This is a genomic window from Streptomyces sp. 2A115 (assembly GCF_052245575.1).
Lineage (GTDB): Bacteria > Actinomycetota > Actinomycetes > Streptomycetales > Streptomycetaceae > Streptomyces.
Genome location: NZ_JBQQCG010000046.1, coordinates 52314 through 77934, shown reverse-complemented (window position 1 = coordinate 77934; position 25621 = coordinate 52314). Strand labels below are relative to the sequence as shown.

Below are 25621 nucleotides of genomic sequence, written 5' to 3'. Positions count from 1 at the left end.
GGGCCAGGGGTCCCCCGGCCCCGAGTTGAGGCCTACAGGGTGTTGAGGCTCACCGCGCGTCGAGGTCCAGTCGAGCCAGCACCGCCGCCACGTCCGGCTCGGCACTAACCCCCTCGGGCAGCGGAGGGCGGCGTACGACCACCACCGGCAGGCCGAGTTCACGGGCTGCTGTCAGCTTGGCCGACGTCGACGAGCCGCCGCTGTCCTTGGTGACCAGGGCATCGATGCGGTGCTCGCGCAGGAGAGACCTCTCGGACTCCACCGTGAACGGACCGCGGGCCAGGAGGACTTCCGTGCGGGGCGGCATCGGTGGTTCGGGGGGCTCAACCGAGCGTACGAGGAAGTGGAGTTCGGGCAGGTGGGCGAAGGACGCGAGACCGAGGCGGCCCGTGGTGAGGAAGATGCGGCGGCCCAGGGGCGGGAGCAGGGCGGCGGCTTCGGCGAGGGACGCCGCCGGGTGCCAGCGGTCGCCGGGACCCGGCTGCCAGCCGGGTCGGCGCAGGACGACGGCCGGGACACCGGTGGCCGCCGCGGCCTGCGCGGCGTTCGCGGTGATGCCGGCCGCGAAGGGGTGCGTGGCGTCGACGACGGCGTCCACGTGCTCGGCGCGCAGCCACTCGGCGAGGCCCTCCGCCCCGCCGAACCCCCCGACGCGTACGTCCCCGTCGAGCTCCCCGGGCCGGGATACGCGGCCCGCGAGTGACGTGGTCACGCGCACGCCAGGCCGGGCGGCGAGGGTCGCGGCGAGTTCGCGGGCCTCGGCGGTGCCACCGAGGAGCAGGACGTGCGGGGACATGGCGTCGAGCGTACGGGGCGGGTCCGGCACATCCCCCGGCCGGGCCCGCCGGCCCGTCACCCCAGGGCCCGGTCGAGGTTGAACGCGGCGCTGATCAGCGCGAGATGGGTGAAGGCCTGCGGGAAGTTGCCCTGCTGTTCGCCGGTGTGGCTGATCTCCTCGGCGTACAAGCCGAGGTGGTTGGCGTAGGTGAGCATCTTCTCGAAGGCCAGCCGTGCCTCGTCGAGCCGTCCGGCCCGCGTCAGCGCCTCGACGTACCAGAAGGAGCAGATCGAGAACGTGCCCTCCTCGCCGCGCAGGCCGTCGGGGCTCACGGTCGGGTCGTAGCGATAGACCAGCGAGTCGGACACCAGCTCCTCGGTGAGCGCGTCGAGCGTCGACAGCCATTTCGGATCGGTGGGCGAGATGAACTTGGTCAGGGGCATCATCAGCACGGCGGCGTCGAGGAGGTCACCGTCCTCCTGCTGGACGAACGCCTGTCGTGCGGGCGACCAGCAGCGCTTCATGATCCGTCGGTAGATCGTGTCGCGGGCCTGCAGCCAGCGCGGGAGATCCGCCGGAAGCCCGCGGCGGTTGGCCAGCCTGATGGCCCGCTCGATCGCCACCCAGCACATCAGCCTCGAATAGAGGAAGTTCTTACGACCGCCGCGGGTCTCCCAGACGCCCTCGTCGGGCTGGTCCCAGTGGTCGCAGACCCAGTCCACCAGCGCGCAGATGTCGTCCCATTGGTCGCTGGAGATCGGCTGGGCCCATTTGTCGTAGAGGTAGACCGAGTCGATGAGCGCCCCGTAGATGTCGAGTTGGAGCTGGTCGGCCGCCGCGTTTCCGACGCGGACCGGGGCGGATCCTTGATACCCCTCCAGGTGGGCGAGTTCACGTTCCGGCAGGTCGGTGCGCCCGTCGATGCCGTACATGATCTGCAGCGGGCCCGAGGGGCGGCCGTCACCCGGGCTGATGTGCTTGGCCAGGAAGGCCATGAACGACTCGGCCTCGCTCGTGAAGCCCAGCCGCAGCAGGGCGTACACGGCGAAGGCGGCGTCACGCACCCATACGTACCGGTAGTCCCAGTTGCGCTCGCCGCCGAGCTGCTCCGGGAGGCTGGTCGTCGCCGCGGCCACGATGGCGCCGGTCGGCGCGTAGGTGAGCAGCTTGAGGGTCAGCGCGGAGCGGTGCACCATCTCCCGCCAGCGGCCGCGGTAGTGGGAGGAGGTCAGCCATCGCCGCCAGTAGGCCACCGTGGCGGCGAACGACTCCTCGGCCTCGGCGCGTGGACACCGGCGTGGTGCGATGTCGCCGCTGACCTGGTCGAGGGCGAACACCGCCGACTCGCCCTCCGAGAGTTTGAAGTCCACCTTCGCGTCCAGGTCGTCGCACTCCAGCGGCACCGTGGCGGTCAGCGCGAGCGACAGTTCCACGGACTCGAAGATCGCCATGCCGTCGTGCAGCCGTACGGTGTGCGGCTGGGCTCCGTACTCGAACCGGGGGGCCACGCGCGCGGTGAAGGGGATCGTTCCGCGTACGCACACCACGCGCCGGATCAGCCGGTGCCGGTCGGCCTCCGCGCCGTCGTCGTCCACCGGCATGAAGTCCTGGACCTCCCCCACCCCGTCCTCGGTGAAGAAGCGGGTGACCAGCACATTGGTGTCGGGGAAGTAGAACTGCTTGGTCTTGGCCGGTACGGCGGCCGCCAGCTCGAACGATCCGCCCCGGTCCGCGTCGAGGATCGAGGCGAAGACGCTGGGCGCGTCGAAGGACGGGCAGCAGTACCAGTCGATCGTGCCGTTGGTGCCCACCAGGGCCACACTGCGCAGATCGCCGATCAGGCCGTGCTCGGCGATCGGCAGATAGCGGGGGGATCCCGGCGGATCCTGGTGAGCGGACGCCTCGGACATGGCAACAGCCTCTCTGCCCCGTGAACACGCTTCCGGCGCCTCCCAGACTAGGCGCGGCCGGGCACGGGCGCGGTGAAGACGGCATTCCGAGCACAGCGCGGGAGGGTGCGGAGGTCGCCCGGTCGAGGATCAGCGCAGCAGGAGCTGTGCCCCGCCCACCACTGTCGCCCCGATCACGAGTTGCTCGAAGAGGCGCTGGTTGATGCGGTTCACGGCGTACTTGCCGATGATGGCGCCCGGCACGACGAAGGCGGCGAGGGCCGCGTCGAGGAGCAGCGAGTGGCCGTCGATCAGGCCGAGGCCGACGCTGAAGGGGACTTTGGAGACGTTGACGATCAGGAAGAAGAAGGCCGAGGTCCCCAGGAAGCCGAGCTTGCGGAAGCCCGCGGAGAGGAGATACATCGACATCACCGGGCCGCCCGCGTTGGCGACCATCGTGGTGAAGCCGCCCATCACTCCGTACGAACGGGCCTTGATCCGGCCGGTCCGCGTGACCACCGCGTCGGGATCCTCCTCCGCCGTGGCCTTGCGCCGGCGCCACACCGTGACTCCGGCCATCAGCAGCAGGATCGCGCCGATCGACGTCCGTACGATCTCGTCGTCGGCCCACATCAGGAACACCGTGCCGACGACCACACCGGCGGCGACCGCGGGGAACAGCCGCCACAGCGTGGGCCAGTGGGCGTGCCGCCGGTAGGTGAGCACGGCGAGCACGTCCCCGACGATCAGGATCGGCAGCAGCACGCCGGTCGACGCCCGGGCCGGCAGCACGGCCGCGAAGATCGCGAGACTGACCGTGTTGGCCCCGCTCACGGCGGTCTTCGAGAAGCCGACGAGCATGGCCGCGGCGGCGAGTGCGGCGAACTGCCAGCCGGAGATGTTCCAGAGCGTCATTGTGTTCATGCGGGGACCGATGCTATGCCCACGTATCCGGCTGTGTCAGGACCGTCTCGACAGGTGGCCCCTGCCAGGCCGCCCCCTGCCGAGACGGTGGACCGCCGCCCGGCTCCCTGGGAAGATCCCCTCGAATCTTCGCCCACCCCGATGGAGGAGCCATGGCCGACTCTCGCGAGCACACCCTCACGGGCACCCGGGGCGGCATCACCGCACGCGAGTGGCCACGGGAGCGGCCGCGGTACCTCGCGTTGCTGGTACACGGCTACGGGGAGCACATCGGCCGGTACGAGTACGTGGCGGACGTACTGAACTCGCACGGCGCGGCGGTGTTCGGGCCCGACCACATGGGCCACGGCAGGTCGGCCGGCGAGCGGGTGCTGATCGAGGACTTCGAGGACGTGGTGACCGATGTCCACTCGGTGGAGCGGCTGGCCCGGGCGACCCACCCGGGCGTGCCGGTCGTCCTGATCGGCCACTCCATGGGCGGCCTCATCGCGGCACGCCACGCCCAGCGCTACGGCAACGACCTCACCGCCCTTGTCCTGTCCGGTCCGGTGATCGGCAGCTGGCGACTGCTAGATCAGCTGCTGCCACTCGACCCGCTGCCCGACCTCCCGATCGACCCGACCACGCTCTCGCGCGATCCGTCGGTCGGCGAGGCGTACGCGGCGGATCCCCTCGTCTGGCACGGCCCGTTCAAGCGTCCGACGCTGGAGGCGTTCGTACGCACCCTGGAGACGATCTCCAAGAGCGGCAACGTGGGCGCGCTCCCCCTGCTGTGGGTGCACGGCGACGACGACCGGATCGTGCCGCTGCCCGCCAGCCGCGCCGGAGTCGAGGAGCTGCGCGGCGCCGACTGGACCGAGCGCGTGTACGCGGGAGCCCAGCACGAGGTGTTCAACGAGACGGACAAGGACGTGGTCCTCGCGGACGTGACCGGATTCGTGGACCGCGTGCTCGGGAGCTGAACCGCGTGCTCGCGAGCTGAGACGGGAGTTGAGGCAGGGGCTGGGACAGGGGGTGTTTTCGCTGATCCACCCTGGGCACTCGGGCCCGCATGGAGTGGTTGCGGAGTGCGGCCTGCGTGGGTGAGGACCCCGAACTGTTCTTCCCCGTGGGCACGACAGGCCCGGCCCTGCGGGACATCGCCGCCGCCAAGCGGATCTGTGCCCGCTGTCCGGTGGCCGCCCCGTGTCTGGACTGGGCGCTCGACACCGGGCAGACCTCGGGCGTGTGGGGCGGTACGGGCGAGGAAGAGCGCGCCGCGCTGCTCCGTATCCTCCGCCGTCCTCAAGCCTCAAGGAGAAGCGCGCCATGACTGTGGTGAAGAGCACGCTCCCCGACGCCGCGCGTCAGGTGGTCGGGGACGCCCTGCAGGGCACCCTCGTGGACCTGCTGGGACTCTCACTCATCGGCAAGCAGGCCCACTGGAACATCGTGGGTCCGCGGTTCCGCACGATCCACCTGCAGCTCGACGAGATCGTCGGCACGGCCCGTTCGTACGCCGACACCGTGGCCGAACGCGCCGCGGCGCTCGGCATCGCGCCCGACGGCCGGCCCGAGACCATCGCGACGACCTGTGCGCTGCAGGGTCCGAAGGAGGGCTGGGTCGAGGACACCGAGGTCGTCGGCCTGCTCGTCGAAGCACTGGAGACGATCATCGGGCAGCTGCGGGAGCGGATCGGCGCGACGCAGGATGCCGATCTCGTCACCCAGGATCTGCTGATCGGCCTCACGGCCGAGCTCGAGAAGCACCGCTGGATGTTCCAGGCCGAGGACCGGCCGCGCGGCTGACTCCCTCGCGAGCCCAGCGAGCCTCGCGAGGGAGCCGACGCACGCGCGGCGCACGAACGAGCGCACGAACGAAAGGGGTACGCCATGGCCGACGCTCTCGAACTCGACACGCTGTGGGACGAGTTCCACCGCGTGGTGAACATGACCTCGCAGGAGCTGGCCGCCTGGCTGCGGGTGCGTGACGCGGGTGAGGAGACGGAACCGCTGCCGGAGGAGATGAGTTCGTCCACCGGTCAGCATGTGCTGGCCATCCTGCAGAAGCGCCGCACGGACCTCACCGAGGACGACATCAAGGTGATGTACGAGGTGGTGGACACGGTGACCTCCGAGGCGGACCTGGAGAACGAGCCCGAGGCCGAAGAGACCAAGCGACGTCACCGGCTGATGACGCTGGGCCACGATCCACTCAAGCCGTCGCCATGACCGGCCGGGAGGAACGGGTCCTCGAGACGCTGGTCGCCGAGCACGGCCGTACGTTCGCCGACGAGGCCGGCATCAAGCTGCGGAACACGCCGCAGCCGCTGTACCGCACCCTGGTCATGGCGTGTCTGCTGAGCGCACGGATCCGCGGTTCCGTCGCGCTCGCGACCACCCGCGCCCTGTACGAGGCCGGGATGCGCGATCCGCGCCGCATGGCCGACGCGACCTGGCAGCAGCGGGTCGACGCGCTGGGCGAGGGCGGCTACCGGCGCTACGACGAGCGCACGGCGACCCAACTCGGCGACGGCGCCGAGCTGTTGCTGGAGCGCTGGGGCGGTGATCTGCGGCGGATGCGGGACGCGGCGGACGGCGACCTGGACGAACTGCGGGACCTGCTCCAGGAGGTACCGGGGCTCGGTCCCGCGGGCGCGGACATCTTCCTGCGCGAGGTGCAGCGGGTATGGCCCGAGGCCGCTCCCCATCTCGACGCGAAGGCGCTGCAGGGCGCGGGCAGGCTCGGGCTGCCCGAGGACCCGGACCAACTGGTGAAGCTCGCCGGACACACCGAACCGGCCGTGCTGGCAGCCGCGTTGGTGCGGGCCGCACTCGACAAGAAGATCGTGAAGGAGTGTCTGCGACAGGCCGAGAATCAGGACTCGAAGACCGGATAACGGTGTCAGACTGCTCGCACGCCATGACGAGCAGAGGAGTACCGCATGACCGGGACCGAGTCCCCCCTCCAGCGGATCGACACCAGCAAGCCGCATCCCGCGCGCGTGTACGACTGGCTGCTGGGCGGCAAGGACAACTACCCGGTCGACGAGGAACTGGGCCTCCAGCTCATGGCGTCCGACGGGACCGCCCAGCAGGTGGCCCGCAGCAACCGCTCGTGGATGCATCGCGTCACGCGCTGGCTGACCCAGGAAGCGGGCATCCGCCAGTACCTCGACATCGGCACGGGCATCCCGACCGAGCCCAACCTCCACCAGATCGCCCAGGCGACTGCGCGCGACACACGGATCGTGTACGTCGACAACGACCCCATCGTGCTGGCCCACGCCGGCGCGTTGCTGCGCGGCACGCCCGAGGGTGTGACGGAGTACATCCAGGCGGATGCGCGCGACACCGACACCATCCTGGAACAGGCTGCCCGCGTCCTCGACTTCGACCGGCCCATCGCGCTGTCGCTGGTCGCGCTGCTGCACTTCATCCCCGACGACGACGGGGCGTACGAGCTGGTGGGCACCCTCGTCGACGCGCTGCCGGCCGGGAGTTATGTGGCGCTGTCGATGATGACCGCGGACTACAACCGGGAGAACGTGGAGCGGGGCGTGCGGATGTACGCGGCGGGCGGCCTCACGCTCGTGCCGCGTCCGCACGCCGATGCCGCCCGTTTCTTCAAGGGACTCGAACTGGTCGAACCGGGAGTCGTCTCACTGTCGGAGTGGCATCCGGAGCCGACGGACAGCGGGACCTCGCCGGGTGACGGTCCGGTGCCGCTGTACGGGGGCGTGGCTCTCAAGGCTTCCTGAGGAACAGGTCTCCTGAGGAATTCCACCGTCGTGCTCAAGTCCCGGTCGGCGAAGCCCTGTTCGGCCGCCGACCGGGCGGGCCGCCGACCGGACGAGCCGCCGACCGAGCGGGCCGTCGGCCGTCTGCACCGCCGGCCGTCAGCGCGGCCGGCCCTCAGCGCCAGCGGCTCCCGTGCTCATCGCAGCAACCATCCGCCGTCCACGCTGAGATTGACGCCGTTGACCGCGCTGTTGCGCAGCAGGAAGTCCACCGCGTCCACGACGTCCCGCATGCGGGCCAGTCGGCCCGTGGGCGTCTGCGCACGGTAGTTCTCCAGCACTTCCGCGGGTTTGTCCGCCCAGAACGGGCTGTCGCCGACGATGCCCGGGTGGACGGCGTTGACGCGGATCGGGGCGAGTTCGCTCGCGAGGGTGCGCACGAGGCCCGTCACTCCCGCGTTCACCGTCGCGACGGTCGTCGCGCCCGGGTAGGGCCGCTCCTTGGCCTGCCCGCCGAAGATCACGACGGCGCTCTCCTCGTTCATCCGCGGCAGCAGCGTGTGCACCACCTCGGTGTAGCCGACGAGCTTGAGGGTGACGAGGTGCAGCGCGGCATCGATGTCGTACTCCGCGACGCGGTTCTGGTCGCGGGAGATGCCCACGAGGACGAGATGATCGACGCGCTCGACACCTGCCAGTGCCTGAGCGATCTCCTTCGGCCGGGAGAGGTCCAGGGCGAGCCCGCGTGCGCCGGTCTCCTTGGCGACCGTGTCGGCGCGGTGGGCGTCGCGGCCGGTGAGTACGACCTCGTCGCCGCGTTCCGCGGAGCACCGGGCGATCTCGTGGCCGATGCCGGCGGTTCCCCCGATGACGACCACGCTGCTCATGACCTCTCCTCCAGTACCTCGCGCAGGTAGTCCCAGTCCCGGGCGAACCGGTAGGAGTGGCGGGACGGCGGCTGCGGTGCCTGTGTCTCCAGCCAACGCACCGGCCCCGCACCGGCGTTGGTGAAGCTGTGCACGCAACCCGCGCCCGCCCAGGCGGCGTCGCCCACACCGAGCCGGTGCCGTTCGCCGTCGAAGGTGGCGTCCACGGTGCCCTCGACGATCAGATACGTCTCCTCGAAGGGGTGGTCGTGCGCTCCCGCGACACCGTCGGCCGCGTACTGCACCATGAACATCGTCGAGGCCACCGCGCCCAGATCCGCGTCCACGATCATCTTCACGGTGATCCCGCTGTAGACGAGCAGCGCGGTGCGCATGCTGGCCGACACGGAGAGGAGATCCTGGGACTGTTTGCCGGGATCCATCTGGGCGGCCTCGAAGTGCCCGAACGAGCGGGTGCGCGGGTCGCGTACGTCGATCCGGGACGGCTCGCGGGCCGGCAGCGCGGGCACCGCCCGGGTGTCGTACTGGTAGCGCGCCCTCGGTACCGGCGCGAGCATGTCCGCCCAGCGCGCGACGGTGTCCCCGGCACCGCGCCAGGCGTGCGGCACGCCCGTGGGGAGCAGCCCGTAGTCGCCTTCTTCGAGAAGGTACGAGCCTTCGGGCGTATCGAGGATCACCGTCCCGGCCACCATGTGGAAGGACTCCTCGTACGAGTGGACGTGGGCGCCGATCGCTCCGTCCGGCGCCAGCTCGCACACGCCGAAGCCGGTGTGCACGGTACCGTCCGCCTCACCGACCACTGATCGACGCCGGAACCCCGTGCTCCCGTGCGGCAGTTGAGGCGGGGCGGCGAACGTGGCGTCCGCCGCCCGCTGGACCACGTAGTGCGTCATGCCCGCTGCTTCCTACGTGCCTCGACCGCCGCCGTGAGGCGGTCACGGGACTCCTCGACCAGACGCCGCGCGCGCCCGGTGTCGCCGAGCAGCCTGCCGTCGCGCTTGCGGACGACACCGTCGACGATGACCGTCTCGACGTTGGACACGTCGGCGCTCAGCGTCACGGCGGCCACCGGGTCGATCAGCGGTGCGACGTTGAGGGCGGTCGCGTCGATCGCGACGATGTCGGCGCGCTTGCCGGGGGTCAGTGAACCGGTGCGGTGCTCAAGTCCCGCGACAAGCGCGCCGTTGACCGTCGCGATCTCCAGCATCTGACGCGCCGTCAGCATCGCTTCGGGTACGGGTGTGTCGGCCTGCCAGCAGTCGGCGTTCACCCTCGCCCGCTCGGCGGCGAAGGCCGCGCGGATCTGGGTGAACATGTCGCCGGGCACGGTGGTGACCACGTCGATGCTCAGACTCGGCCGCAGCCCGTACTCGATCGCCTTCATCACGGGCGGCCAGCCGTGCCCCATCTGCGTCTCCACCTGCGGCGCGATGGATACCGTGCCGCCGCTGTCGGCGACCATCCGCCACTCCTCCTCGCTGAAGTAGCAGCAGTGGATGTACGTGGTGTCGGGGCCGAGCAGCCCCAGGCCGTGCAGTTGCTTGACCATGCCGAAGCGACCGGCCAGCCGGCCCATGCCGACGTGCACGGTGAGCGGGATGTCCAGCTCACGCGCGAGCCGCCACTCGGCCTCGACGACGTCGTTGATGCAGAAGCCGGGCCCGCGAGTGGCCAGGCCCATGGTCAACAACCCGTCCTCCGACGAGAAGTGACGCTCTCTCACCCGACGTACATCGTCCTCGGGAATGGCGATCTTGCTCTCGAACCAGTAGTCGGCGAGCGAGGTGTTGGCGCTGCCGTACGCGTACTGGGCGCGGATGCCGGTCTCGCCGAGCGCCTGTATCGCGGCGTCGGGATGCTCGGGTGTGTTGTTGATGTGCGACCAGTCGACGAGGGTGGTGATCCCGGCGTTCAGGCACTCCAGCGAGCCGGCCAGGTTGCCCGCGTACACGTCCTCGGGACCGTAGGCGGGCGCGAAGGTGTCGAGGACCTCGACGAAGTAGTCGTCGAGGGTGGCGTTGGGCGCGCAGCCGCGGATGGGCGCCTCCCAGGTGTGGCGGTGGGTGTCGACGAAGCCGGGAATGACGATGCGGCCCGTCATGTCGAGCACTTCCGCGTCCGCGCTGATCTCGCGGTCGACCGCCGCGATCTTCCCGTCCTCGATGAGGATGTCGCCGTGGGGCAGGTCCCCGATCGCGGGGTCCATCGAGACGACATGGCCCGAGCGCAGGAGCATCCGATTGGTCATGGCCCTTCCTCCCATGGGGTGTTCAGTACGCGGCGAGGTTCCGCACGGTCGCCACGACCTTGTCGACGGTGGGGATGACCTGTTCCTCGAGCGCGTCCGCGAAGGGCAGCGGCACGCACTCGGCCGCGACCCGGCGTACGGGCGCGTCGAGCAGGCCGAATCCCTCGTCGGCGACGATCGATACGAGCGTGCCGCCCCAGCCGCCCTGGTACGGGTTCTCCTCGACGGTCACCAGTCGCGAGGTCCTGGCGAGGGAGTCGAGCACGGTCCGCACGTCCAGGGGCACCAGGCAGCGCAGGTCGATCACCTCGGCGTCGATCCCTTCCTGGGCCAGCCGTTCCCCGGCTGTGAGCGCCACGGGCACCATCGAGGCGAGCGCCACGAGCGTGATGTCGGCGCCTTCGCGTACGACGGCGGCGCGTCCCAGTTCGACGACATGGTCCGGCGGCGCGGGCGCCCCCTTGGCCGCGAGAAGTCCCTTGTGCTCGAAGAAGACCACGGGGTCGTCGCTGCGGATGGCGGCCGCCATCATGCCGACCACGTCGGCGGGCGTGGCCGGTGCCGCGATCTTCAGTCCCGGGATGGTCAGGGCCCAGTTCTCGGTCGCCTGTGAGTGCTGCGCGCCGAAGCCGAGCCCTCCGCCGTTGGCCGTACGCACCACCAGCGGCACGGTGACCTGGCCACCCGTCATGTACCGCACTTTGGGTATCTCGTTGGCCAGGTAGTCCCAGCAGCAGGCCAGGAAATCCGAGAACATGACCTCCGCGACGGGGCGCATCCCGGTCATCGCGGCGCCCATCGCCGCCCCGACGATGGCCTGTTCGGAGATCGGCGTGTCCCAGACCCGTTCGGACCCGAACTCCTCGTGCAGCCCGACGGTCGTCTTGAACACCCCGCCTGCCTTGCCGATGTCCTCGCCCAGGCACACCACCGCCGGATCGCGCCGCATCTCGCGCGCGATGCCCTCGGCGACCGCCTGACGGTAGGTGATCACGTCCGCCACGCCGCACCTCCGTCGGCCCATACGTCGGTCAGCGCCTCCCGCGGATCGGGCGCGGGCGCGTTCTTCGCGGCTTCAACTGCCTCCTGTATGAGGCCTGTTGCCCGGTCGTCGGCCTCGGTGACCGCCTCGGCCGGAACCCCGAGTTCGGCCAGGCGACCGCGCGCCACGTCGAGCGGGTCGTGCTTGAGCCAGCGCTCGACCTCCTCCGCCGGCCGGTACGTCGCCGGGTCGGAGCGGCTGTGGCCGAAGTGCCGGTAGGTCTGCGCCTCCAGCAGGCTGGGCCCGTCTCCCGCACGGGCCCTGTCCGCGAGCCGCGCCACCGCCTCCTGGACGACGACCACGTCGTTGCCGTCGACGATCTCGCCGGGGATGCCGTAGGCGGGCGCCCGGTCGGCCGCGGGGTTGGGTACGGCGGTCACGTCGGCGATCGGCGTGTACTCCATGTACAGGTTGTTCTCGCAGACGAACAGCACGGGCAGCTTCCACACGGCGGCCAGGTTGAGCGCCTCGTGGAACGCGCCGATGTTGGTCGCGCCGTCGCCGAAGAAGGCCACGGCGATCTGCTCGGTGCCGCGCAGCCGGGCCGACCAGGCGGCTCCGACCGCCATGGGGAGATGCGCGCCGACGATCGCGTACGAGCCGAGCATGTTGCCCGCGGCCTTGGTGAGGTGCATCGAGCCGCCCTTGGCCTTGCACAGTCCGGTGGCGCGGCTCATCAGTTCGGCGAGGCATTCCTCGGGGGTCGCGCCGCGGGCCAGCGCGTGGTGGTGGCCCCGGTAGGTGGCGAACACGTAGTCGTCGTCGCGCAGGGCCGCACTCGCGCCGACGGCGATGGCCTCCTGCCCGGCGGCGAGGTGGGTGGTGCCCTTGACCAGGCCGGACAGGAAAAGGTCGTGGGCGGCCTTCTCCGTACGGCGGATCACGGCCATCTGCTCGTAGAGCGCGAGGAGTTGGGTTCCGCTGGTCATTTCTCACCCCTCCCCTCGCGGGTGTTGAGGTGGGACTGGGCCTCGCGCCGGGTGTTGAGTTCGCCGCCGACGGTCCAGTACTTGCGGCCCGCCACGAGGAGTTCCTCGGCCGGGAACTTGGTGATCACCTCGCACCCGTCCGCGGTGACGACGACCTCCTCCTCGATGCGCGCCGCCGACCAGCCGTCGGCCGCAGGCCAGTACGTCTCCAGGGCGAACACCATGCCCTCTTCGAGGACTTCGGGGTGGTCGAGCGAGACGAGACGGCTGAAGATGGGCTTCTCCCAGATGGACAGGCCGACCCCGTGCCCGTACTGGAGCGCGAACGCGGCCGTCTCGTCGGGGAAGCCGAACTCCTCGGCGCGCGGCCACACTTGGACGATGTCGGCGGTGGTGGCGCCGGGCCGGACCAGGGCGATGGCCTCGTCCATGTAGGCGCGGCAGCGGACGTACGCGTCGCGCTGCGCGGGTGAGGCGCTGCCCACGGCGAATGTGCGGTAGTAGCAGGTGCGGTAGCCGAGGTGGCTGTGCAGGATGTCGAAGAAGGCGGGGTCGCCGGGGCGGATCAGGCGGTCGCTGTAGACGTGCGGGTGCGGTGAACAGCGCTCCCCCGAGATGGCGTTGACGCCCTCGACGTACTCGCTGCCCAGGTCGTAGAGGACCTTGCTGACGAGCCCGACGCACTCGTTCTCCCGCACACCCGGCCGCAGATAGCCGTACAGCTCCTCGTACGCCGCATCGACCATCGAGCAGGCCTGGGCGAGGAGGGAGATCTCGTCGGGGGTCTTGACGCGGCGGGCCTCCAGGAAGATCTGCTGGCCGTCGACGACGTCGATGCCCTGTTCCTTCAGGGCGTGGAGTACGGGCATCTCGGCGAGGTCGACGCCCAACGGCTCGCCCGCCAGGCCGTGTTCGCGCAGCTGCACGGCGATCTTCGCCGCCACGTCCTCGGCGATCCCGGCGTCCGGATGGAAGGCGCCGCGGAGGGTGGAGATGCCCGCGCGGGCGCCGGTGGGCGGGCCTTCCTTGCCGTCGCTGTAGTCGAGCCACGGGTTGTAGAGCTGGTGGTGGCGGGCGGCGGAGCCGAAGTCCCAGACGATCGGTTCGCCGCCGCGGACGAGCAGCGCGAAGCGGATCAGCTTGTCCATCGCCCAGGTGCCGATGTGGGTGGACGACATATAGCGGATGTTGGCGAAGTCGAAGCTGAGCAGGGCACCCAGCTCGGAACGGTTCAGCGCGGCGTTCAGCCGGGCGAGCCGTTCCTTGCGCAGCCTGTCCAGGTCGACGCGCTGTTCCCAGTCGACGGCGTTGGGGCCGAATGTGCGGATCGCCATGGCGAACCTCCCCTTCGAGTGAACGACCGCCCGAGGAGAGTGTCAAGGCAAGTGTCAAGGCATACTGAACACGAACCACACGCCGACGGCCGGTTCGTCCCCGTCGTTGCGATAGCGGTGCGGCGTCGTCGACTCGAAGGACACCGCGTCGCCGGGCCGCAGCGTGTACTCCTCGAAGCCGAGGGTGAGAACCAGCTCACCCGAGGTGAGGTAGCCGTACTCCGTTCCCGGGTGCCGCATCAGCCCGCCCGTGCTGGAGGAGGCGCCGCCGGGGCGGTAGGTCACCAGCAGAAAGTCGACGTCCGTGCCCGGCACCTGTCCGAGACGTTCCCATACGACACCCGAGTCGAGCTCCAGCACCTCCCGCTCATCGGCCCTGACCAGCGGGCCTATCCTGCGGCCCGGCTCGGCGGCGAAGGCGGCGAGCGCCTGCAGGACGGTGCCGGGGGGACCGGCGCCGATCGAGGCCGGGATGGGGGTGGGGGTGGAAAGCGGCGCGGTCTCCTCCCCGTCGAAGAGCGACTCGACGGGGATGGAGAGCGCGGTGGTGATCGCGTACAGCGTGCTGACCGACGGCTGGCTCTTACCGGTCTCGATCTGCGAGATGAGGCTCGCGGACACCCCGATCTCCCGGGCAAGGCCGCGCAGGCTCATGCCCCGCGCCGTGCGCGCATGCCGTATGCGCGCACCGACGGGCGGCACGACCAGAGGGGACACGACGGCTCCTCTCGCAGAGGCGTTCATCTCCATTGAACAGTGCGGCCGCATGGCGCGGGGGGCGTTGCCCGGAAAAGGATTCCGGGGCGAGAGCGCCAGAGCTGGGGCCCGGGAAGCGCTGGGGACCAGGAAGCGCTGGGGCCTAGGAAGCGCTGGGCGTCCAGTCGCCCAGCCAGTCGGCGATCTCCTGGCCGGTGGCCTGGGCGTCGGTCAGCTGCGGGCGGTCACTGCTCGCCGCGCCGGAGCCGGGGCCGGTGTTCTTGTACTCGGCGAAGCGGTCGTCCTTCCAGGAGAAGCCGCTCATGTCGGTCCACGGAGCGGTCCTGATCGCGTTGCTCAGGGACGTGTTGCGGACGGTGGCCTGCGGGTCGAGGGCCGCGTCGCCGCCGGCGTGCCAGGGGCGGCCGAGGTAGAAGGAGGACGCGGAGACATCGCCGTTGACCGTGCTGTTGATGATCAGGAAGCCCTTGCGGTCGGCGGCCGTGCTGGGCGCCGTGACGTACCCCGCCGAGGTGCCGTTCCAGCGCTTCTTCAGCGTGATCACCGACTTGTTGATCACGGCGCTGGCCCGGCCGAAGATGAAGTCGACGTTCCCGACGATGTAGGAGTTGTTGACGTAGACGCGGCCGAGCTTGTCCTTGGCGGCCGTGTCGAGGAGCAGGGTGTCCTGGTCGCCGGTGACGATGACGCTGTCGAGGACGACCTTGTCGGCGGCGGTGCGCAGGGCGACGGCCTGGTGTCCGCTCAGGTTCTGGTTGTTCGCCTCGTCGAAGTCGTTGTCGATGGTGAGGTTGCGGGCCTGGAAGTTGTCCCCTTCGACAGCGACGGTGGCGCTGCCTCCGGTGCCGTAGGTGCCGCCTCCGGGCTTCGGTGTTCCGGACGCGTTGTTGAAGACGATGACGGTGTCCTTGCGGCTGGCCCCCGTGCCCTGGAAGGTCACATGCGGCTTGTCACGCGGGACCTTGACCAACTCTCGGTAGGTGCCGGGCTTGATGGAGATGACAACCCGTGAAGTGTTGTTCGTCGGCACGGCGTTGACCGCCGCCTGGACGCTGGAGAACTGGCCGGAGCCGTCCTTCGCCACCGTGAGGGTGGTCGCGGCCGCCGCCTTGGGACTCGCGGTGGTACTCGCCTTGGCACCGATCGAAGCGCGGGGCCCGGCACCGGACTTGAGCAGCGCGGGGACATCGGCCGCCTTGTCGAGGGTGTAGCTGTAGTACGTCTTCGGGTCGAACGCCGTGCCGCCGCTCTCGTTGCGTCCGCTGGTGCCGGAGAAGACGTTGCCGCGCTGGACCAGGGCGGCAGTGCTGTCCTTGGTGACCGGGTTCTTCATGCCCTGGAAGTAGCTGTTCTCCAGGACCATCTTCGTGTTGCCGCGCGCGTAGTTGCCGTAGGAGGTGGTGATGTCCGTGCCCGGATCGTCCTGGAGGTAGTTGTTGTAGAGGTGCGCGTGGGCCACGTTGTCGGTGGACGGGTTGCGCTGCTCTGTCTCTCGGAACCAGTTGTGGTGGATCGTCAGGTTCGCGGTGGTGTTCTCGGTCCAGCCGATGCCGAAGGTCTTGTTGTTGGTGCTCAGCTTGTTCCAGGACACCGTCACATAGGTGGTGTCCTTGCGGCTGTCGATCAGACCGTCGGCCATGTGGCGCAGATCGTTGTGGTCGATCCACACGTGGTGGGCGCCGTCCATCTGGATCGCGTCGAAGTCGTGGTCCTTGTCGTTCCAGACGCCCTGGTAGGAGTCACGGATCGTCAGGTTGCGAAGGATGACGTTGTGCACGCCCTGGCCGAGGAAGAAGCCGCCGCCGACGATCTGACCCGAGGTCCCCGAGCCCACGATCGTCTTGTCCGAGGCGACCTTGATCTCCTTGCCGACCGGGTTCATGGTGATCGTCGCGGCCACGACGATGACGTACGGCTCCGGCGCGGTCGCGTACTTCTCGAGGTCGGCGAGCGTCTTCACGGTGACGGTCTTGCCGTCCCGCCCGCCGTAAGTCCCGTTCTGTCCCAGCGCGTTGACCGAGGCGAACCCGTCAGCGACGTCGGCGGCCGCCGTAGTTGCCGTCGCCGCCGACGCCTTCGGCTGCGCGTCCTCGCCGAACATCCCGAACGACGTGCCGTACTCCATACCGGCCGCGACGACCACCGCCATGGGGATCCCGACCGTCAGGCCGAGCCTGCGCCTCCGGTGCCGCGCCTTGTGCTGGATCGTTTCCATCGTCATGCCCGCCTCGGTGACTGATATCCGAACATTGCGCCAGGCAGTCGCCACCGCGGGTGGAAAGGGTTGCCGACTTCTATCTTCTCGAAAAGATTTCGGCGACATCGGCGGCGGGTGCCGCGCCGGCGGAGCCATCGGCCCAGTCGGCCGCGTACCGCTCGCCACTGTCCGCACTCCTCAGAACTCATCAGGACTCGGCACCACTCGGCAGCGGCAGGACTCGGCCGAGCTCCTGGCGTGTGGCCGAACCGAGCACTCGAACAACCACCCATCAAGTTAGCTTAGGCTAAGCTAACTTCTCCGTATCGGGCTCGGCGCGCACGCCATCAGTGAGGAGTCCGCCCATGGGCTTACCGGTCATCAACTCCTACCCCATGCCCGACCGTTCCGCGGTCCCTCCGTCGGGCCCGCCCTGGACGATCGATCCGGCACGGGCCGCGCTGCTGGTGCATGACATGCAGAACCACTTCGTCCAGGCCTTCCCGCCGGACCGCTCCCCCGTGCTGGAGCTCATCGACAACACCGCGACCCTGCGCGAACTCGCGGGCACCCTGGGCATGCCGGTCGTGTTCAGCGCCGAACCGGCCGCCCAACGCCCCGGCCAGCGAGGCCTGATGACCGACATATGGGGTCCGGGGATCGGCCAGGAGCCCAACGACGACGCGGCGATCGTCGCGCGGCTCACGCCCCGGGTGGGCGAACACCTGCTGGTCAACGTCCGCCACAACGCCTTCCTCCGCAGCCACCTCGGCAGGCTGCTGCGCTCCGCGGGGAGGGACCAGCTGATCCTCTGCGGGGTACGGGCACATCTGGGCATCCTGCTGACCGCGGCGGACGCGTTCATGCACGACATCCAGCCCTTCGTCGTGGCCGACGCGGTGGCCGACTTCTCCGCCGAGGACCACTCCATGGCCCTGCGCTGGATAGCACGCACCAGCGTCGTGTGCACCACCAATCAGCTACTGCGCCAGCTCCTGCACGGCAAGGCCGCACAGAGCATGTGACACCTCTGCCGGCCGACCCGCCGACCGACGCGGTGGCTCAAGCGCAGGGGCGTCCCGGGTAGTCGCCACTTTCCGGCACACCCGCCGCACGCATCCTGCGCAGCACCTCCCGCAGGATCACCTCGTCGTCGATGTCCACAGGGCAGTTGACTTCCCGGTCGAACACCAGGATGTCCCCGGCGATGTCCCAGATGACCCACCGGTGAGGGTACGGCGACCCCTCCCACAAGGGCGCGTACCGCTCAACGCCGCCCGTCCGCGTACTCGTACTCGTACTCACAGTGCGGTCTCCTCGGTTTCTCGGCCGTCGACGGACGTCGCGACCACATCGATGTCGCCGATGCGCGAGGCGTCGACGCTCCGCCCACGGTGGACGCGTGCGGGGCCGCGTGGACCGCAGGTCATACTAAGGTAAGGGTTACCTAATCGAAAGACCTGCGTCTCGGCGGACCTCGCGCACGGCACCATGTTCAAGACCTGCCTGACGCCGCCGGGCTGACCGGGGCGCTGGTGGTCCTGGGCGGGGACCTCATCGCCCGTACGCTCGTCTCCGGCACGGAACTGCCGGTCGGAATCGTCACCGGCGTGCTCGGCGATCCCGTCCTGCTCTGGTTGCTCGTCCGCGCCAATCGCGCGGGTTCAGGAGGTTGATCCCATGTCGGCTGATCCGCTGTCGACCGGCCTCGAGTCGGCCGACTCCTTGCCACCGACTCGTCGACCGAGTCGTCGTCGGATCGCGTGTCGGCCCCCGACCCGGACCTGCGGGCGAGCGGTCTGCGGCTGGCGTACGACAGCCGCGTCGTCGTGGACGGCCTCGACCTGGCCGTCCCGCCCGGCCGGATCACGGCCATCGTCGGCGCCAACGCGTGCGGCAAGTCGACCCTGTTGCGTGCCCTCGCCCGGCTGCTCGCGCCCCGCGAGGGCGCCGTCCACCTCGACGGACGGGCGCTGCACTCCATACCGAGCAGGGAGCCGGCCCAGCGCCTGGGGATCCTGCCGCAGAGCCCGGTCGCGCCCGAGGGCCTGACGGTCATCGACCTGGTCAACCGCGGCCGTTCACCGCACCAGACCTGGTGGCGGCAGTGGTCGAAGGCCGACGAGCGGGCCGTGCACGAGGCGCTGGACGCCACCAACATGAGCGACCTCGCGGACCGGCCGGTGGACGAGCTCTCGGGCGGGCAGCGCCAGCGTGCCTGGACCGCCATGGCGGTCGCGCAGGGCACCCCCGTACTGCTGCTGGACGAGCCGACGACGTATCTGGACCTTGCGCACCAGATCGACGTCCTGGACCTGATCACCGACCTCAACCGGCGGGAGAACCGCAGCGTCGTGATGGTGCTCCACGACCTCAACCAGGCCTGCCGGTACGCCGATCCCGTCGTCGCCATGAAGTCGGGGAAGATCGTCGCCGAGGGGAACCCGGCCGAGGTCATCACCGCCGAGACGGTCGAGGACGTCTTCGACCTGAGCTGCCAGATCACCATGGACCCGGTCAGCGGTACGCCCCTGGTCATTCCGGTGGGGCGCCGTCACGGACCACCGTCCCTGGAGGCGGCGCGGGCGGCCGACTGAGAACGCCGCGCGAACGACGCTGCAGGACCAGGGGTGGGTGGTGGCGGGAATGGGACATTTTCTGGAAGGGTTCCACGTCCCCGCGGCCAGTGACCTGTTACCCGGCGGCATCGGGCACGATCGTCGTCCCCGTTCCGACGGCACCGCACAGCCCGTCGAGCAACGCGTGCGGTGCGCGTCCATCGAGCACGCGGGCCGCCCCCACTCCGGCCCTGACGGCCCTCAGGCATGCCTCCATCTTGGGCCCCATACCGCCGTTCAGCCCCGGCAGCAGCCGCTCCAACTCCCCCGCGCCGATCCGGTCGACGACCCGGTCGCTGTCCGGCCAGTCCGCGTACAGCCCGGGAACGTCGGTGAGGACGACCAGGGCCCGCGTCCCCAGCGCGGCGGCCAACGCCCCCGCCGCCGTGTCCGCGTTGACGTTGTAGACCTGTCCGTCCTCGCCCCGGCCGACGGAGGAGACCACCGGGATGTGGCCGCTGTCCAGCAGTATCCGCAGGACCGCGGTGTTCACCCGTGCCACGTCTCCGACCAGCCCGATGTCCACCGGCTCCCCTGCCACCTCGGCGTACCGCTTGACGGCGGTCAGGGTGTGCCCGTCCTCGCCGCTGAGGCCGACGGCGTACGGACCGTGCTCGTTCAGCAGCCCGACCAGTTCCTTCTGGACCTTGCCGGAGAGCACCATCCGTACGACCTCCATGGTCTCCGGTGTGGTGACCCGAAGTCCGTTCAGGAAGGCCGACTTGAGCCCCAGCCGGTCCAGATGGGCGCCGATCTGCGGGCCGCCGCCGTGCACCACGACCGGTCTGACGTCTGCACGCCGCAGTGTGAGCACGTCCTGGGCGAAGGCCCGGCGGAGCGTGTCGTCGGTCATCGCGTGGCCGCCGTACTTGACGACGACCGTGCACCCGCGCAGGTGCTGCAGCGACGCGAGACGATCAGCGAGATCCGCGCGATCGGTGAGCGCGACCACCCCGCTCACGGACGAGCCGTCAGATAGCCGCCCATCGTGCGGAAATAGTCGGTCGCCGCGCGCTCGGTGCCGTCCTCGGTGCGTACCCGCCTGACGAGCAGCCCGCGCAACCGCCCGTTCCTCGCCTCCGCACCCGCGACGATGACCACTCCGCCGCCCTCTCGGATGAAGATCCGCCCCGGAGTGCCGCCGTAGCAGCCCTGCGATACCGCGGCCTCGACGATCCGGATGCGCTCCCCGCGGTGGTGGGTGAAGGCGTTGGGGTACGGGTCGCACTGGGCGCGTACGAGCCGTTCGATGTCCTCGGCCGGCCAGGTCCAGTCGATCCGGCTGTCCTCGAGGGACCGCTTGTGGAAGAAGCTCGCCCTGCTGCGGTCCTGCGGTATCCAGCGCGCCCGGCCGGAGGCGATCAGGTCGAGCGACTCGGTGACGACCGGCGCGATCAGGTCGACCGTGCGGTGGAACAGGTCGGTGACGGTGTCGGTCGGGCCCACCGGGACGGCGCGCTGCAACAGGACGTCGCCCGCGTCGAGTTCGGCGTTCATCCGGTGCGCGGTGACGCCGACTTCGCGCTCGCCGTTGATGAGCGCCCAGATCAGCGGGGAGAAGCCCGCGTAGGCCGGCAGCAGCGAGTCGTGCACGTTGAGGGTGCCGTGCGGCGGGAGGTCGAAGACCTCCGGGGGCAGCACGGTCCGCCAGTTGTTGGCGACGATGATGTCCGGTGCCGCATCCCTGAGGGCGGCGAGGAGTTCGGGGTCGTCGGGCCGGTTGCGCAGCAGGACCGGGATGTCGTGCTTCTCGGCCAGCTCGGCCACCGAGTCGTCCCAGATCTTCTCGTATACGTGGTCGCTCTTGGGGTGGGTCACGGCCATGACCACCTCGTGGTCGGACTCCAGCAGAGCCTGGAGGGTGCGGTGCCCCCAGGTCTGATAGCCGAACATGACGACCCGCATTGTCGATCCTCTCCTAGGACACACCATTGCAAGGTAAGGCTAACCTTATTTAACATCAGGGGCGCCTAGGGGAAGGAAAGTTGCGGTGAACGCACTGCACGACGAACCGGACGCCGTCCTTGATGTGCTCGGTATAGGTTTCGGGCCGTCAAATCTCGCACTGGCCATCGCGGTTGAGGAACACAACGCCGGGGCCGCTCCGGAGAACCGGATCCGCGCCGGATTCCTGGAGCGCCAGCCGTCGTTCGGCTGGCACCGTGGAATGCTCATCGAAGACGCGACGATGCAGGTCTCCTTTCTCAAGGACCTGGTCACCATGCGCAACCCGACCAGCGACTTCAGCTTCCTGTGCTTCCTGCGGGAGCGGGGCAGGATGGTGGACTTCCTCAACGCGAAGACGCTCTTCCCGCTGCGGATCGAGTTCCACGAGTACTTCGAGTGGGCGGCCGCCCGGGTCGCGCACCTGGTCGACTACTCCGACGAGGTCGTCTCGGTGGAACCGGTGACGGGACCCGACGGGGAGGTCCGCTGGCTGGACGTCGTCAGCCGCGTGCCCGGCGCACCGGAGCGGACCGTCACCCGAAGGGCCCGCAACATCTCGGTGGCCGTCGGCCTGGAGCCCCACCTGCCGCCGGACGCAGCGCTGTCCGACCGCATCTGGCACAACAGCCAACTCGTCCCGCGCGTCAGGGAGTTGAACGGCTCCGGCTCCTCAGTGGGCCGAGTCCTGGTGCTCGGCGCCGGCCAGAGCGCCGCCGAAGCGGTCGACTACCTGCACCAGTCCTTCCCCGAGGCGGAGATCTGCGCGATCTTCGCCAAGTACGGGTACACGCCCGCCGACGACAGCCCGTTCGCCAACCGGATCTTCGACCCCGAGGCCGTGGACATCTACTTCGAGTCGAAACCGGAGGTGAAACAGTCCCTGGTCGACTACCACCGCAGCACCAACTACTCGGTGGTCGACATGGATCTGATCGAGTCGCTGTACGCGACCATGTACCGCGAGAAGGTCCAGGGCCGGGAGCGACTGATCCTGCGCAACGTGTCCCGCATCCGGGACGTCCGCAGCCTGGACGACAAACTCGAGGTAACCGTCGAGTATCTCCCCACGGGAGAGCGGGAGGTGCTCTCCGCCGACCTGCTCGTCCACGCGACCGGCTACCGGCCGAGAGACCTCGACTCGCTCCTGGGCAGGACCGCGAAACTCTGTCTGCGGGACGACAAGGACGCGGTGCGCGTAGGGCGCGACCATCGCGTCGAGCTCTCACCCGAGGTCACGGCCGGCATCTATCTGCAGGGCGCGACCGAGCACACGCACGGTCTCACCTCGACTCTGCTGTCCACCACGGCCGTTCGTTCCGGCGAGATCCTCGACTCCCTGCTCACCCATCGCGCGGGCGACATGGCCGCGCACACCCGCTGAGGGGCTCCCACGGTCGGGCGTGACGGCACGTTTCCGCGCGCCGTCACGCCCGTACGAGAGGCGACTCCTGCCGGCGTCGGCGGACCCGCCGGCGGCCGTGCCGGACGAGACGCCCAGGCACGATCACAGTCCTGACACCACCCCACCCTGAAGGACCACTGATGCTCGGCTCTTCCAGAGGCACACGCCTCGCCGCGGCGCTCGCCTCCGTGCTGCTCCTCCTCGGCATCGCCGCCTGCGGTTCCGACGACGATTCCGCGGCAGGCGCGGGCCCGTCCGCGCCTGCGAACAGCGCCTTTCCGGTGACGCTCACCCACAAGTACGGCAGCGCCACCGTCAAGTCCGAGCCGAAGCGGATCGTCACGGTCGGGCTGACCGACCAGGACGCCGTACTCGCCCTGGGCAAGGCGCCGTCGGAACCACCGAGTGGCTCGGCGGCTAGCAGGGCGCCATCGGCCCCTGGGCAACCGACGAGCTCGGCAGCGCGAAGACCCCGACCGTTCTGAAGGAGACGGGCACCGGGCCCCAGACGGAGAAGATCGCCGCGCTCCGGCCGGACCTGATCCTCGCGGTCTACGGGGGCTGACGAAAGCCCAGTACGACACCCTGTCGAAGTTCGCCCCGTGGTGGCCCAGCCCAAGCAATACAACGACTTCGGGGTCCCGTGGCAGCAGCAGACCGGGATCATCGGCAAGGCGCTCGGCCAGGAGGCCAAGGCGCGGGACCTCGTCAAGGGGGTCGAGGGCGGCTTCAAGGCCGCGTCCGACAAGAACCCGGACTTCGCCAGGTCCACCGCGGTGATGGCCACCCCGTACGACGGCATCTTCGTCTTCGGCAGCCAGGATCCGCGCTCGCGTGTCCTCACCGACCTCGGCTTCAAACTGCCGACCGACCTGGACAAGGTCATCGGGGACGAGTTCGGGGCCAACATCAGCAAGGAGCGCACCGACCTGCTGGACACCGACGCGATCGTGTGGATCGTCGCCGACACGGCCCAGGACCAGGCCAAGCTCCACAAGAGCGCCCTCTACGCCGACCTGAACGTGGCGAAGCAGCAGCGTGAGGTCTACGTCAAGGAGGCCGGCGACTACGGAAACTCCGTCTCCTTCGTGTCGGTGCTGAGCCTGCCGTACATGCTCGACCGCCTGGTCCCGCAACTGACCGCGGCCGTCGACGGCGACACCGGGACGAAGGTGGCTCAGCCGACGTCCTGAGGACTTCCCGGCCTCCCGAGGGGTGACCCAGGCCTCACCGTCGCGCGCGCGAATCGGGACACCTTGAAAGTATGATCACCCAATGTCTGACACGACTGAACTCACGCCCGGCTGGCTGACTCCCGACGAGCTCGAGTCGGCGCGCGAACGCATGCCGATCCTCTACGTCGAGGCCGTACCGGTGCGAGTCGACGACAACGGCGAGGTCGTCAGCATCGGACTGCTGCTGCGCATCGGGCCGGACGGGACGGTCAGCCGCTCCCTCGTCTCGGGCCGGGTGCTGCACCACGAGCGGGTCCGGGACGCCCTCCTGCGCAATCTGGAGAAGGACCTCGGTCCGGTGGCGCTGCCCCGGGTCCCGACCTCCCTGCAGCCCTTCACCGTCGCCGAGTACTTCCCGACGCAGGGGGTCACGCCGTTCCACGACCCCCGCCAGCACGCGGTGTCCCTCGCCTACATCGTCCCGGTGACCGGCGACTGCCGCCCCCGGCAGGACGCTCTCGACCTGGTCTGGTTCAGTCCGGAGGAAGCCCTGTCGCCCATGGTCCAGAACGAGATGCCGGGCGGACACGGCGTTCTGCTCAAGCAGGCCCTCGCGTATGTGGGCTGTCTGTCCTGAACCGTCCCGCAACGGGCACCGACAGGCCTTGACGTCCGGGAGCAATAGGCGGAGAGTCGTACATATACGCCGTAAACGTACGACGTCCTCGACAGAAGAGCCCGGGCCCATGAACGCACCGTCGACGGTCCTCGTAACCGGCGGAGCCGGTTTCATCGGCAGTCACGCCTGCGTCGAACTGCTCGACCACGGCTTCGAGGTCATCGCGGTCGACAACTACTCCAACAGCACCCCGCAGGTCTACGCCCGCGTGGAACGTATCGCCGGCCGTTTCGTCGGTGCCGTCTATGAGCTGGACATCCGTGATCGACCTACCCTGTCGGCCGTCTTCGACCGACACTCCGTGGACGCCGTCGTGCACTTTGCCGCGCACAAGGCCACGGGCGAGTCGACACGGATGCCCGTCGAGTACTACGACACCAACGTCGGCGGCACGACCGCCCTGCTCCGGACCATGCACGAGCACGGCGTGCACCAGCTCGTGTTCTCCTCCTCCTGCACGGTCTACGGCGACGCCGGACACGGGCCGCTGGACGAGACCACTCCGCCCCGGCCGACCAGTCCGTACGCGGCCTCCAAGTGGATCTGCGAACAGATCCTCGCCGACGTGTGCCACCGGCACCCCGAGTACACCGTGCTCTGTCTGCGGTACTTCAACCCGGCCGGCGCCCACCCCAGCGGCCTGCTCGGCGAGGACCCCCGCGGCACCCCCGAGAACCTGATGCCGTACGTGGCCCAGGTGGCCGTCGGCCGACGGGAGCAGCTCAGGGTGTTCGGCACCGACTACCCCACGCCCGACGGGACCGCGATCCGCGACTATCTGCACGTCATGGACACCGTCGAGGCACACCGCGTCGCACTCGACCACCTCGACGACGGACCCGGCATGCGCGTGTACAACCTGGGCACTGGGAAGGGCAGTTCCGTCCTCGACGTCGTGGCCGCGTTCTCCGACGCGTGCGGAAGACCCCTCCCCTCCGAGGTCGCGCCCCGCCGTCCCGGTGACGTGGCCGAGCTCGTCGCGGACGCGAGCGCCGTGACGCGCGTCTGGGGCTGGCGCCCGACCCGGGACCTCACCGACATGTGCCGGGACGCCTGGCGGTTCCAGCGGCTCCATCCCCGCGGCTACGAGGGCTCCGCACGGCGGCCTCACACGAAACACTGATGCCGAGCGGGTG

The 25621-nt window shown here is 69.6% G+C and carries 26 protein-coding genes and 2 pseudogenes; 13 read left to right on the top strand and 15 right to left on the bottom strand.

Translation table 11 applies throughout. The features are described 5' to 3' along the window. Positions 1-49 precede the first annotated feature (49 nt). The 3 genes from ACTWQR_RS33020 to ACTWQR_RS33010 form a co-directional block, all read right to left on the bottom strand. Positions 50-796, bottom strand: a complete 747-nt coding sequence (locus ACTWQR_RS33020; protein ID WP_443230878.1) for a cobalt-precorrin-6A reductase — start codon at positions 794-796, stop codon at positions 50-52. 56 nt (positions 797-852) lie between these two features. After that, a complete protein-coding gene (locus ACTWQR_RS33015) occupies positions 853-2688 on the bottom strand; it encodes a glycoside hydrolase family 15 protein (RefSeq protein WP_443230877.1) in 1836 nt (611 codons plus the stop codon). A gap of 129 nt (positions 2689-2817) precedes the next feature. Next, positions 2818-3591 carry a sulfite exporter TauE/SafE family protein gene (locus ACTWQR_RS33010; protein WP_443230876.1) on the bottom strand — a complete coding sequence of 258 codons (774 nt, stop codon included), beginning with the start codon at positions 3589-3591 and terminating at the stop codon, positions 2818-2820. Positions 3592-3743: 152 nt separating this feature from the next. On the opposite strand from ACTWQR_RS33010, the gene ACTWQR_RS33005 reads away from it, so the two are divergent. From ACTWQR_RS33005 to ACTWQR_RS32980, 6 genes are all read left to right on the top strand, one after another. Then, positions 3744-4553 carry a lysophospholipase gene (locus tag ACTWQR_RS33005; protein WP_443230875.1) on the top strand — a complete coding sequence of 270 codons (810 nt, stop codon included), beginning with the start codon at positions 3744-3746 and terminating at the stop codon, positions 4551-4553. An 89-nt stretch (positions 4554-4642) separates the two neighbouring features. Next, entirely contained in the window at positions 4643-4903 is a 261-nt protein-coding gene (locus ACTWQR_RS33000) for a WhiB family transcriptional regulator (RefSeq protein ID WP_443230874.1), read from the top strand. Next, positions 4900-5379: a Dps family protein gene (locus ACTWQR_RS32995; protein WP_443230873.1), complete on the top strand. Its 480-nt coding sequence runs from the start codon at positions 4900-4902 to the stop codon at positions 5377-5379. The genes ACTWQR_RS33000 and ACTWQR_RS32995 overlap by 4 nt, the downstream gene beginning before the upstream one ends. 84 nt (positions 5380-5463) lie before the next feature. Continuing rightward, on the top strand, positions 5464-5802 hold the full coding sequence (locus tag ACTWQR_RS32990) for a DUF3140 domain-containing protein (protein ID WP_443230872.1): 339 nt from the start codon (positions 5464-5466) through the stop codon (positions 5800-5802). Further along, a complete protein-coding gene (locus ACTWQR_RS32985) occupies positions 5799-6470 on the top strand; it encodes an endonuclease (protein WP_443230871.1) in 672 nt (223 codons plus the stop codon). Before ACTWQR_RS32990 ends, ACTWQR_RS32985 begins: the two co-directional genes overlap by 4 nt. Positions 6471-6515: 45 nt before the next feature. Further along, positions 6516-7331, top strand: coding sequence for an SAM-dependent methyltransferase (locus ACTWQR_RS32980; RefSeq protein ID WP_443230870.1), 816 nt, complete (start codon positions 6516-6518; stop codon positions 7329-7331). Between the two features lie 176 nt (positions 7332-7507). Here ACTWQR_RS32980 and ACTWQR_RS32975 read toward each other — a convergent pair whose 3' ends face one another. The 8 genes from ACTWQR_RS32975 to ACTWQR_RS32940 form a co-directional block, all read right to left on the bottom strand. Further along, positions 7508-8197, bottom strand: a complete 690-nt coding sequence (locus tag ACTWQR_RS32975) for an SDR family NAD(P)-dependent oxidoreductase (protein WP_443230869.1) — start codon at positions 8195-8197, stop codon at positions 7508-7510. Then, entirely contained in the window at positions 8194-9090 is an 897-nt protein-coding gene (locus ACTWQR_RS32970; protein WP_443230868.1) for a cupin domain-containing protein, read from the bottom strand. Before ACTWQR_RS32970 ends, ACTWQR_RS32975 begins: the two co-directional genes overlap by 4 nt. Next, the gene (locus ACTWQR_RS32965) at positions 9087-10445 is read right to left on the bottom strand and encodes an amidohydrolase family protein (protein WP_443230867.1); all 1359 of its coding nucleotides are present in this window, start codon (positions 10443-10445) and stop codon (positions 9087-9089) included. Before ACTWQR_RS32965 ends, ACTWQR_RS32970 begins: the two co-directional genes overlap by 4 nt. 22 nt (positions 10446-10467) lie before the next feature. Then, positions 10468-11448, bottom strand: a complete 981-nt coding sequence (locus ACTWQR_RS32960; protein WP_443230866.1) for an alpha-ketoacid dehydrogenase subunit beta — start codon at positions 11446-11448, stop codon at positions 10468-10470. After that, positions 11436-12416 carry a thiamine pyrophosphate-dependent dehydrogenase E1 component subunit alpha gene (locus tag ACTWQR_RS32955; protein ID WP_443230865.1) on the bottom strand — a complete coding sequence of 327 codons (981 nt, stop codon included), beginning with the start codon at positions 12414-12416 and terminating at the stop codon, positions 11436-11438. The genes ACTWQR_RS32960 and ACTWQR_RS32955 overlap by 13 nt, the downstream gene beginning before the upstream one ends. After that, on the bottom strand, positions 12413-13750 hold the full coding sequence (locus ACTWQR_RS32950) for a M24 family metallopeptidase (RefSeq protein ID WP_443230864.1): 1338 nt from the start codon (positions 13748-13750) through the stop codon (positions 12413-12415). The genes ACTWQR_RS32955 and ACTWQR_RS32950 overlap by 4 nt, the downstream gene beginning before the upstream one ends. 54 nt (positions 13751-13804) lie before the next feature. Beyond that, positions 13805-14467: a helix-turn-helix domain-containing protein gene (locus ACTWQR_RS32945; protein ID WP_443230863.1), complete on the bottom strand. Its 663-nt coding sequence runs from the start codon at positions 14465-14467 to the stop codon at positions 13805-13807. Positions 14468-14609: 142 nt separating this feature from the next. Further along, positions 14610-16682 (bottom strand): pectinesterase family protein, encoded by a 2073-nt coding sequence (locus tag ACTWQR_RS32940; RefSeq protein ID WP_443230891.1) that lies wholly within the window; start codon positions 16680-16682, stop codon positions 14610-14612. Between the two features lie 347 nt (positions 16683-17029). Here ACTWQR_RS32940 and ACTWQR_RS32935 point away from each other — a divergent pair, with 347 nt between their 5' ends. Further along, positions 17030-17689 carry an isochorismatase family protein gene (locus ACTWQR_RS32935; protein ID WP_443230862.1) on the top strand — a complete coding sequence of 220 codons (660 nt, stop codon included), beginning with the start codon at positions 17030-17032 and terminating at the stop codon, positions 17687-17689. 37 nt (positions 17690-17726) lie between these two features. Here ACTWQR_RS32935 and ACTWQR_RS32930 read toward each other — a convergent pair whose 3' ends face one another. Then, positions 17727-17969, bottom strand: a complete 243-nt coding sequence (locus tag ACTWQR_RS32930; RefSeq protein ID WP_443230861.1) for a hypothetical protein — start codon at positions 17967-17969, stop codon at positions 17727-17729. Continuing rightward, complete coding sequence (locus tag ACTWQR_RS32925; RefSeq protein WP_443230860.1) at positions 17966-18094, bottom strand: hypothetical protein; 129 nt, start codon at positions 18092-18094, stop codon at positions 17966-17968. Before ACTWQR_RS32925 ends, ACTWQR_RS32930 begins: the two co-directional genes overlap by 4 nt. Positions 18095-18169: 75 nt before the next feature. Here ACTWQR_RS32925 and ACTWQR_RS32920 point away from each other — a divergent pair. Both ACTWQR_RS32920 and ACTWQR_RS32915 read left to right on the top strand, forming a co-directional pair. Then, positions 18170-18340: pseudogene (locus ACTWQR_RS32920) on the top strand (iron chelate uptake ABC transporter family permease subunit); the annotation flags it as partial. 87 nt (positions 18341-18427) lie between these two features. Beyond that, complete coding sequence (locus ACTWQR_RS32915) at positions 18428-19261, top strand: ABC transporter ATP-binding protein (RefSeq protein ID WP_443230859.1); 834 nt, start codon at positions 18428-18430, stop codon at positions 19259-19261. Positions 19262-19358: 97 nt separating this feature from the next. Here ACTWQR_RS32915 and argB read toward each other — a convergent pair whose 3' ends face one another. Both argB and ACTWQR_RS32905 read right to left on the bottom strand, forming a co-directional pair. Continuing rightward, the gene (argB, locus tag ACTWQR_RS32910) at positions 19359-20135 is read right to left on the bottom strand and encodes an acetylglutamate kinase (RefSeq protein ID WP_443230890.1); all 777 of its coding nucleotides are present in this window, start codon (positions 20133-20135) and stop codon (positions 19359-19361) included. A 104-nt stretch (positions 20136-20239) separates the two neighbouring features. Continuing rightward, the gene (locus ACTWQR_RS32905) at positions 20240-21187 is read right to left on the bottom strand and encodes a methionyl-tRNA formyltransferase (RefSeq protein WP_443230858.1); all 948 of its coding nucleotides are present in this window, start codon (positions 21185-21187) and stop codon (positions 20240-20242) included. Positions 21188-21272: 85 nt separating this feature from the next. On the opposite strand from ACTWQR_RS32905, the gene ACTWQR_RS32900 reads away from it, so the two are divergent. The 4 genes and pseudogenes from ACTWQR_RS32900 (at position 21273) to galE (ending at position 25608) form a co-directional block, all read left to right on the top strand. Next, the gene (locus tag ACTWQR_RS32900; RefSeq protein ID WP_443230857.1) at positions 21273-22610 is read left to right on the top strand and encodes a lysine N(6)-hydroxylase/L-ornithine N(5)-oxygenase family protein; all 1338 of its coding nucleotides are present in this window, start codon (positions 21273-21275) and stop codon (positions 22608-22610) included. 161 nt (positions 22611-22771) lie between these two features. After that, positions 22772-23824: pseudogene (locus tag ACTWQR_RS32895) on the top strand (iron-siderophore ABC transporter substrate-binding protein). Positions 23825-23906: 82 nt separating this feature from the next. Further along, positions 23907-24443: an NUDIX hydrolase family protein gene (locus tag ACTWQR_RS32890; RefSeq protein WP_443230856.1), complete on the top strand. Its 537-nt coding sequence runs from the start codon at positions 23907-23909 to the stop codon at positions 24441-24443. Positions 24444-24552: 109 nt separating this feature from the next. Next, positions 24553-25608, top strand: a complete 1056-nt coding sequence (gene galE, locus ACTWQR_RS32885; RefSeq protein WP_443230855.1) for a UDP-glucose 4-epimerase GalE — start codon at positions 24553-24555, stop codon at positions 25606-25608. The last annotated feature ends 13 nt before the right edge of the window (positions 25609-25621 follow it).

Bases quoted from the DNA above. Each gene is read 5' to 3' on its own strand.
- ACTWQR_RS33020 (WP_443230878.1), bottom strand. From the start codon at position 796: ATGTCCCCGCACGTCCTGCTCCTCGGTGGCACCGCCGAGGCCCGCGAA.
- ACTWQR_RS33015 (WP_443230877.1), bottom strand. From the start codon at position 2,688: ATGTCCGAGGCGTCCGCTCACCAGGATCCGCCGGGATCCCCCCGCTAT.
- ACTWQR_RS33010 (WP_443230876.1), bottom strand. From the start codon at position 3,591: ATGAACACAATGACGCTCTGGAACATCTCCGGCTGGCAGTTCGCCGCA.
- ACTWQR_RS33005 (WP_443230875.1), top strand. From the start codon at position 3,744: ATGGCCGACTCTCGCGAGCACACCCTCACGGGCACCCGGGGCGGCATC.
- ACTWQR_RS33000 (WP_443230874.1), top strand. From the start codon at position 4,643: ATGGAGTGGTTGCGGAGTGCGGCCTGCGTGGGTGAGGACCCCGAACTG.
- ACTWQR_RS32995 (WP_443230873.1), top strand. From the start codon at position 4,900: ATGACTGTGGTGAAGAGCACGCTCCCCGACGCCGCGCGTCAGGTGGTC.
- ACTWQR_RS32990 (WP_443230872.1), top strand. From the start codon at position 5,464: ATGGCCGACGCTCTCGAACTCGACACGCTGTGGGACGAGTTCCACCGC.
- ACTWQR_RS32985 (WP_443230871.1), top strand. From the start codon at position 5,799: ATGACCGGCCGGGAGGAACGGGTCCTCGAGACGCTGGTCGCCGAGCAC.
- ACTWQR_RS32980 (WP_443230870.1), top strand. From the start codon at position 6,516: ATGACCGGGACCGAGTCCCCCCTCCAGCGGATCGACACCAGCAAGCCG.
- ACTWQR_RS32975 (WP_443230869.1), bottom strand. From the start codon at position 8,197: ATGAGCAGCGTGGTCGTCATCGGGGGAACCGCCGGCATCGGCCACGAG.
- ACTWQR_RS32970 (WP_443230868.1), bottom strand. From the start codon at position 9,090: ATGACGCACTACGTGGTCCAGCGGGCGGCGGACGCCACGTTCGCCGCC.
- ACTWQR_RS32965 (WP_443230867.1), bottom strand. From the start codon at position 10,445: ATGACCAATCGGATGCTCCTGCGCTCGGGCCATGTCGTCTCGATGGAC.
- ACTWQR_RS32955 (WP_443230865.1), bottom strand. From the start codon at position 12,416: ATGACCAGCGGAACCCAACTCCTCGCGCTCTACGAGCAGATGGCCGTG.
- ACTWQR_RS32950 (WP_443230864.1), bottom strand. From the start codon at position 13,750: ATGGCGATCCGCACATTCGGCCCCAACGCCGTCGACTGGGAACAGCGC.
- ACTWQR_RS32940 (WP_443230891.1), bottom strand. From the start codon at position 16,682: ATGGAAACGATCCAGCACAAGGCGCGGCACCGGAGGCGCAGGCTCGGC.
- ACTWQR_RS32935 (WP_443230862.1), top strand. From the start codon at position 17,030: ATGGGCTTACCGGTCATCAACTCCTACCCCATGCCCGACCGTTCCGCG.
- ACTWQR_RS32925 (WP_443230860.1), bottom strand. From the start codon at position 18,094: ATGACCTGCGGTCCACGCGGCCCCGCACGCGTCCACCGTGGGCGGAGC.
- argB (WP_443230890.1), bottom strand. From the start codon at position 20,135: ATGACCGACGACACGCTCCGCCGGGCCTTCGCCCAGGACGTGCTCACA.
- ACTWQR_RS32905 (WP_443230858.1), bottom strand. From the start codon at position 21,187: ATGCGGGTCGTCATGTTCGGCTATCAGACCTGGGGGCACCGCACCCTC.
- ACTWQR_RS32890 (WP_443230856.1), top strand. From the start codon at position 23,907: ATGTCTGACACGACTGAACTCACGCCCGGCTGGCTGACTCCCGACGAG.
- galE (WP_443230855.1), top strand. From the start codon at position 24,553: ATGAACGCACCGTCGACGGTCCTCGTAACCGGCGGAGCCGGTTTCATC.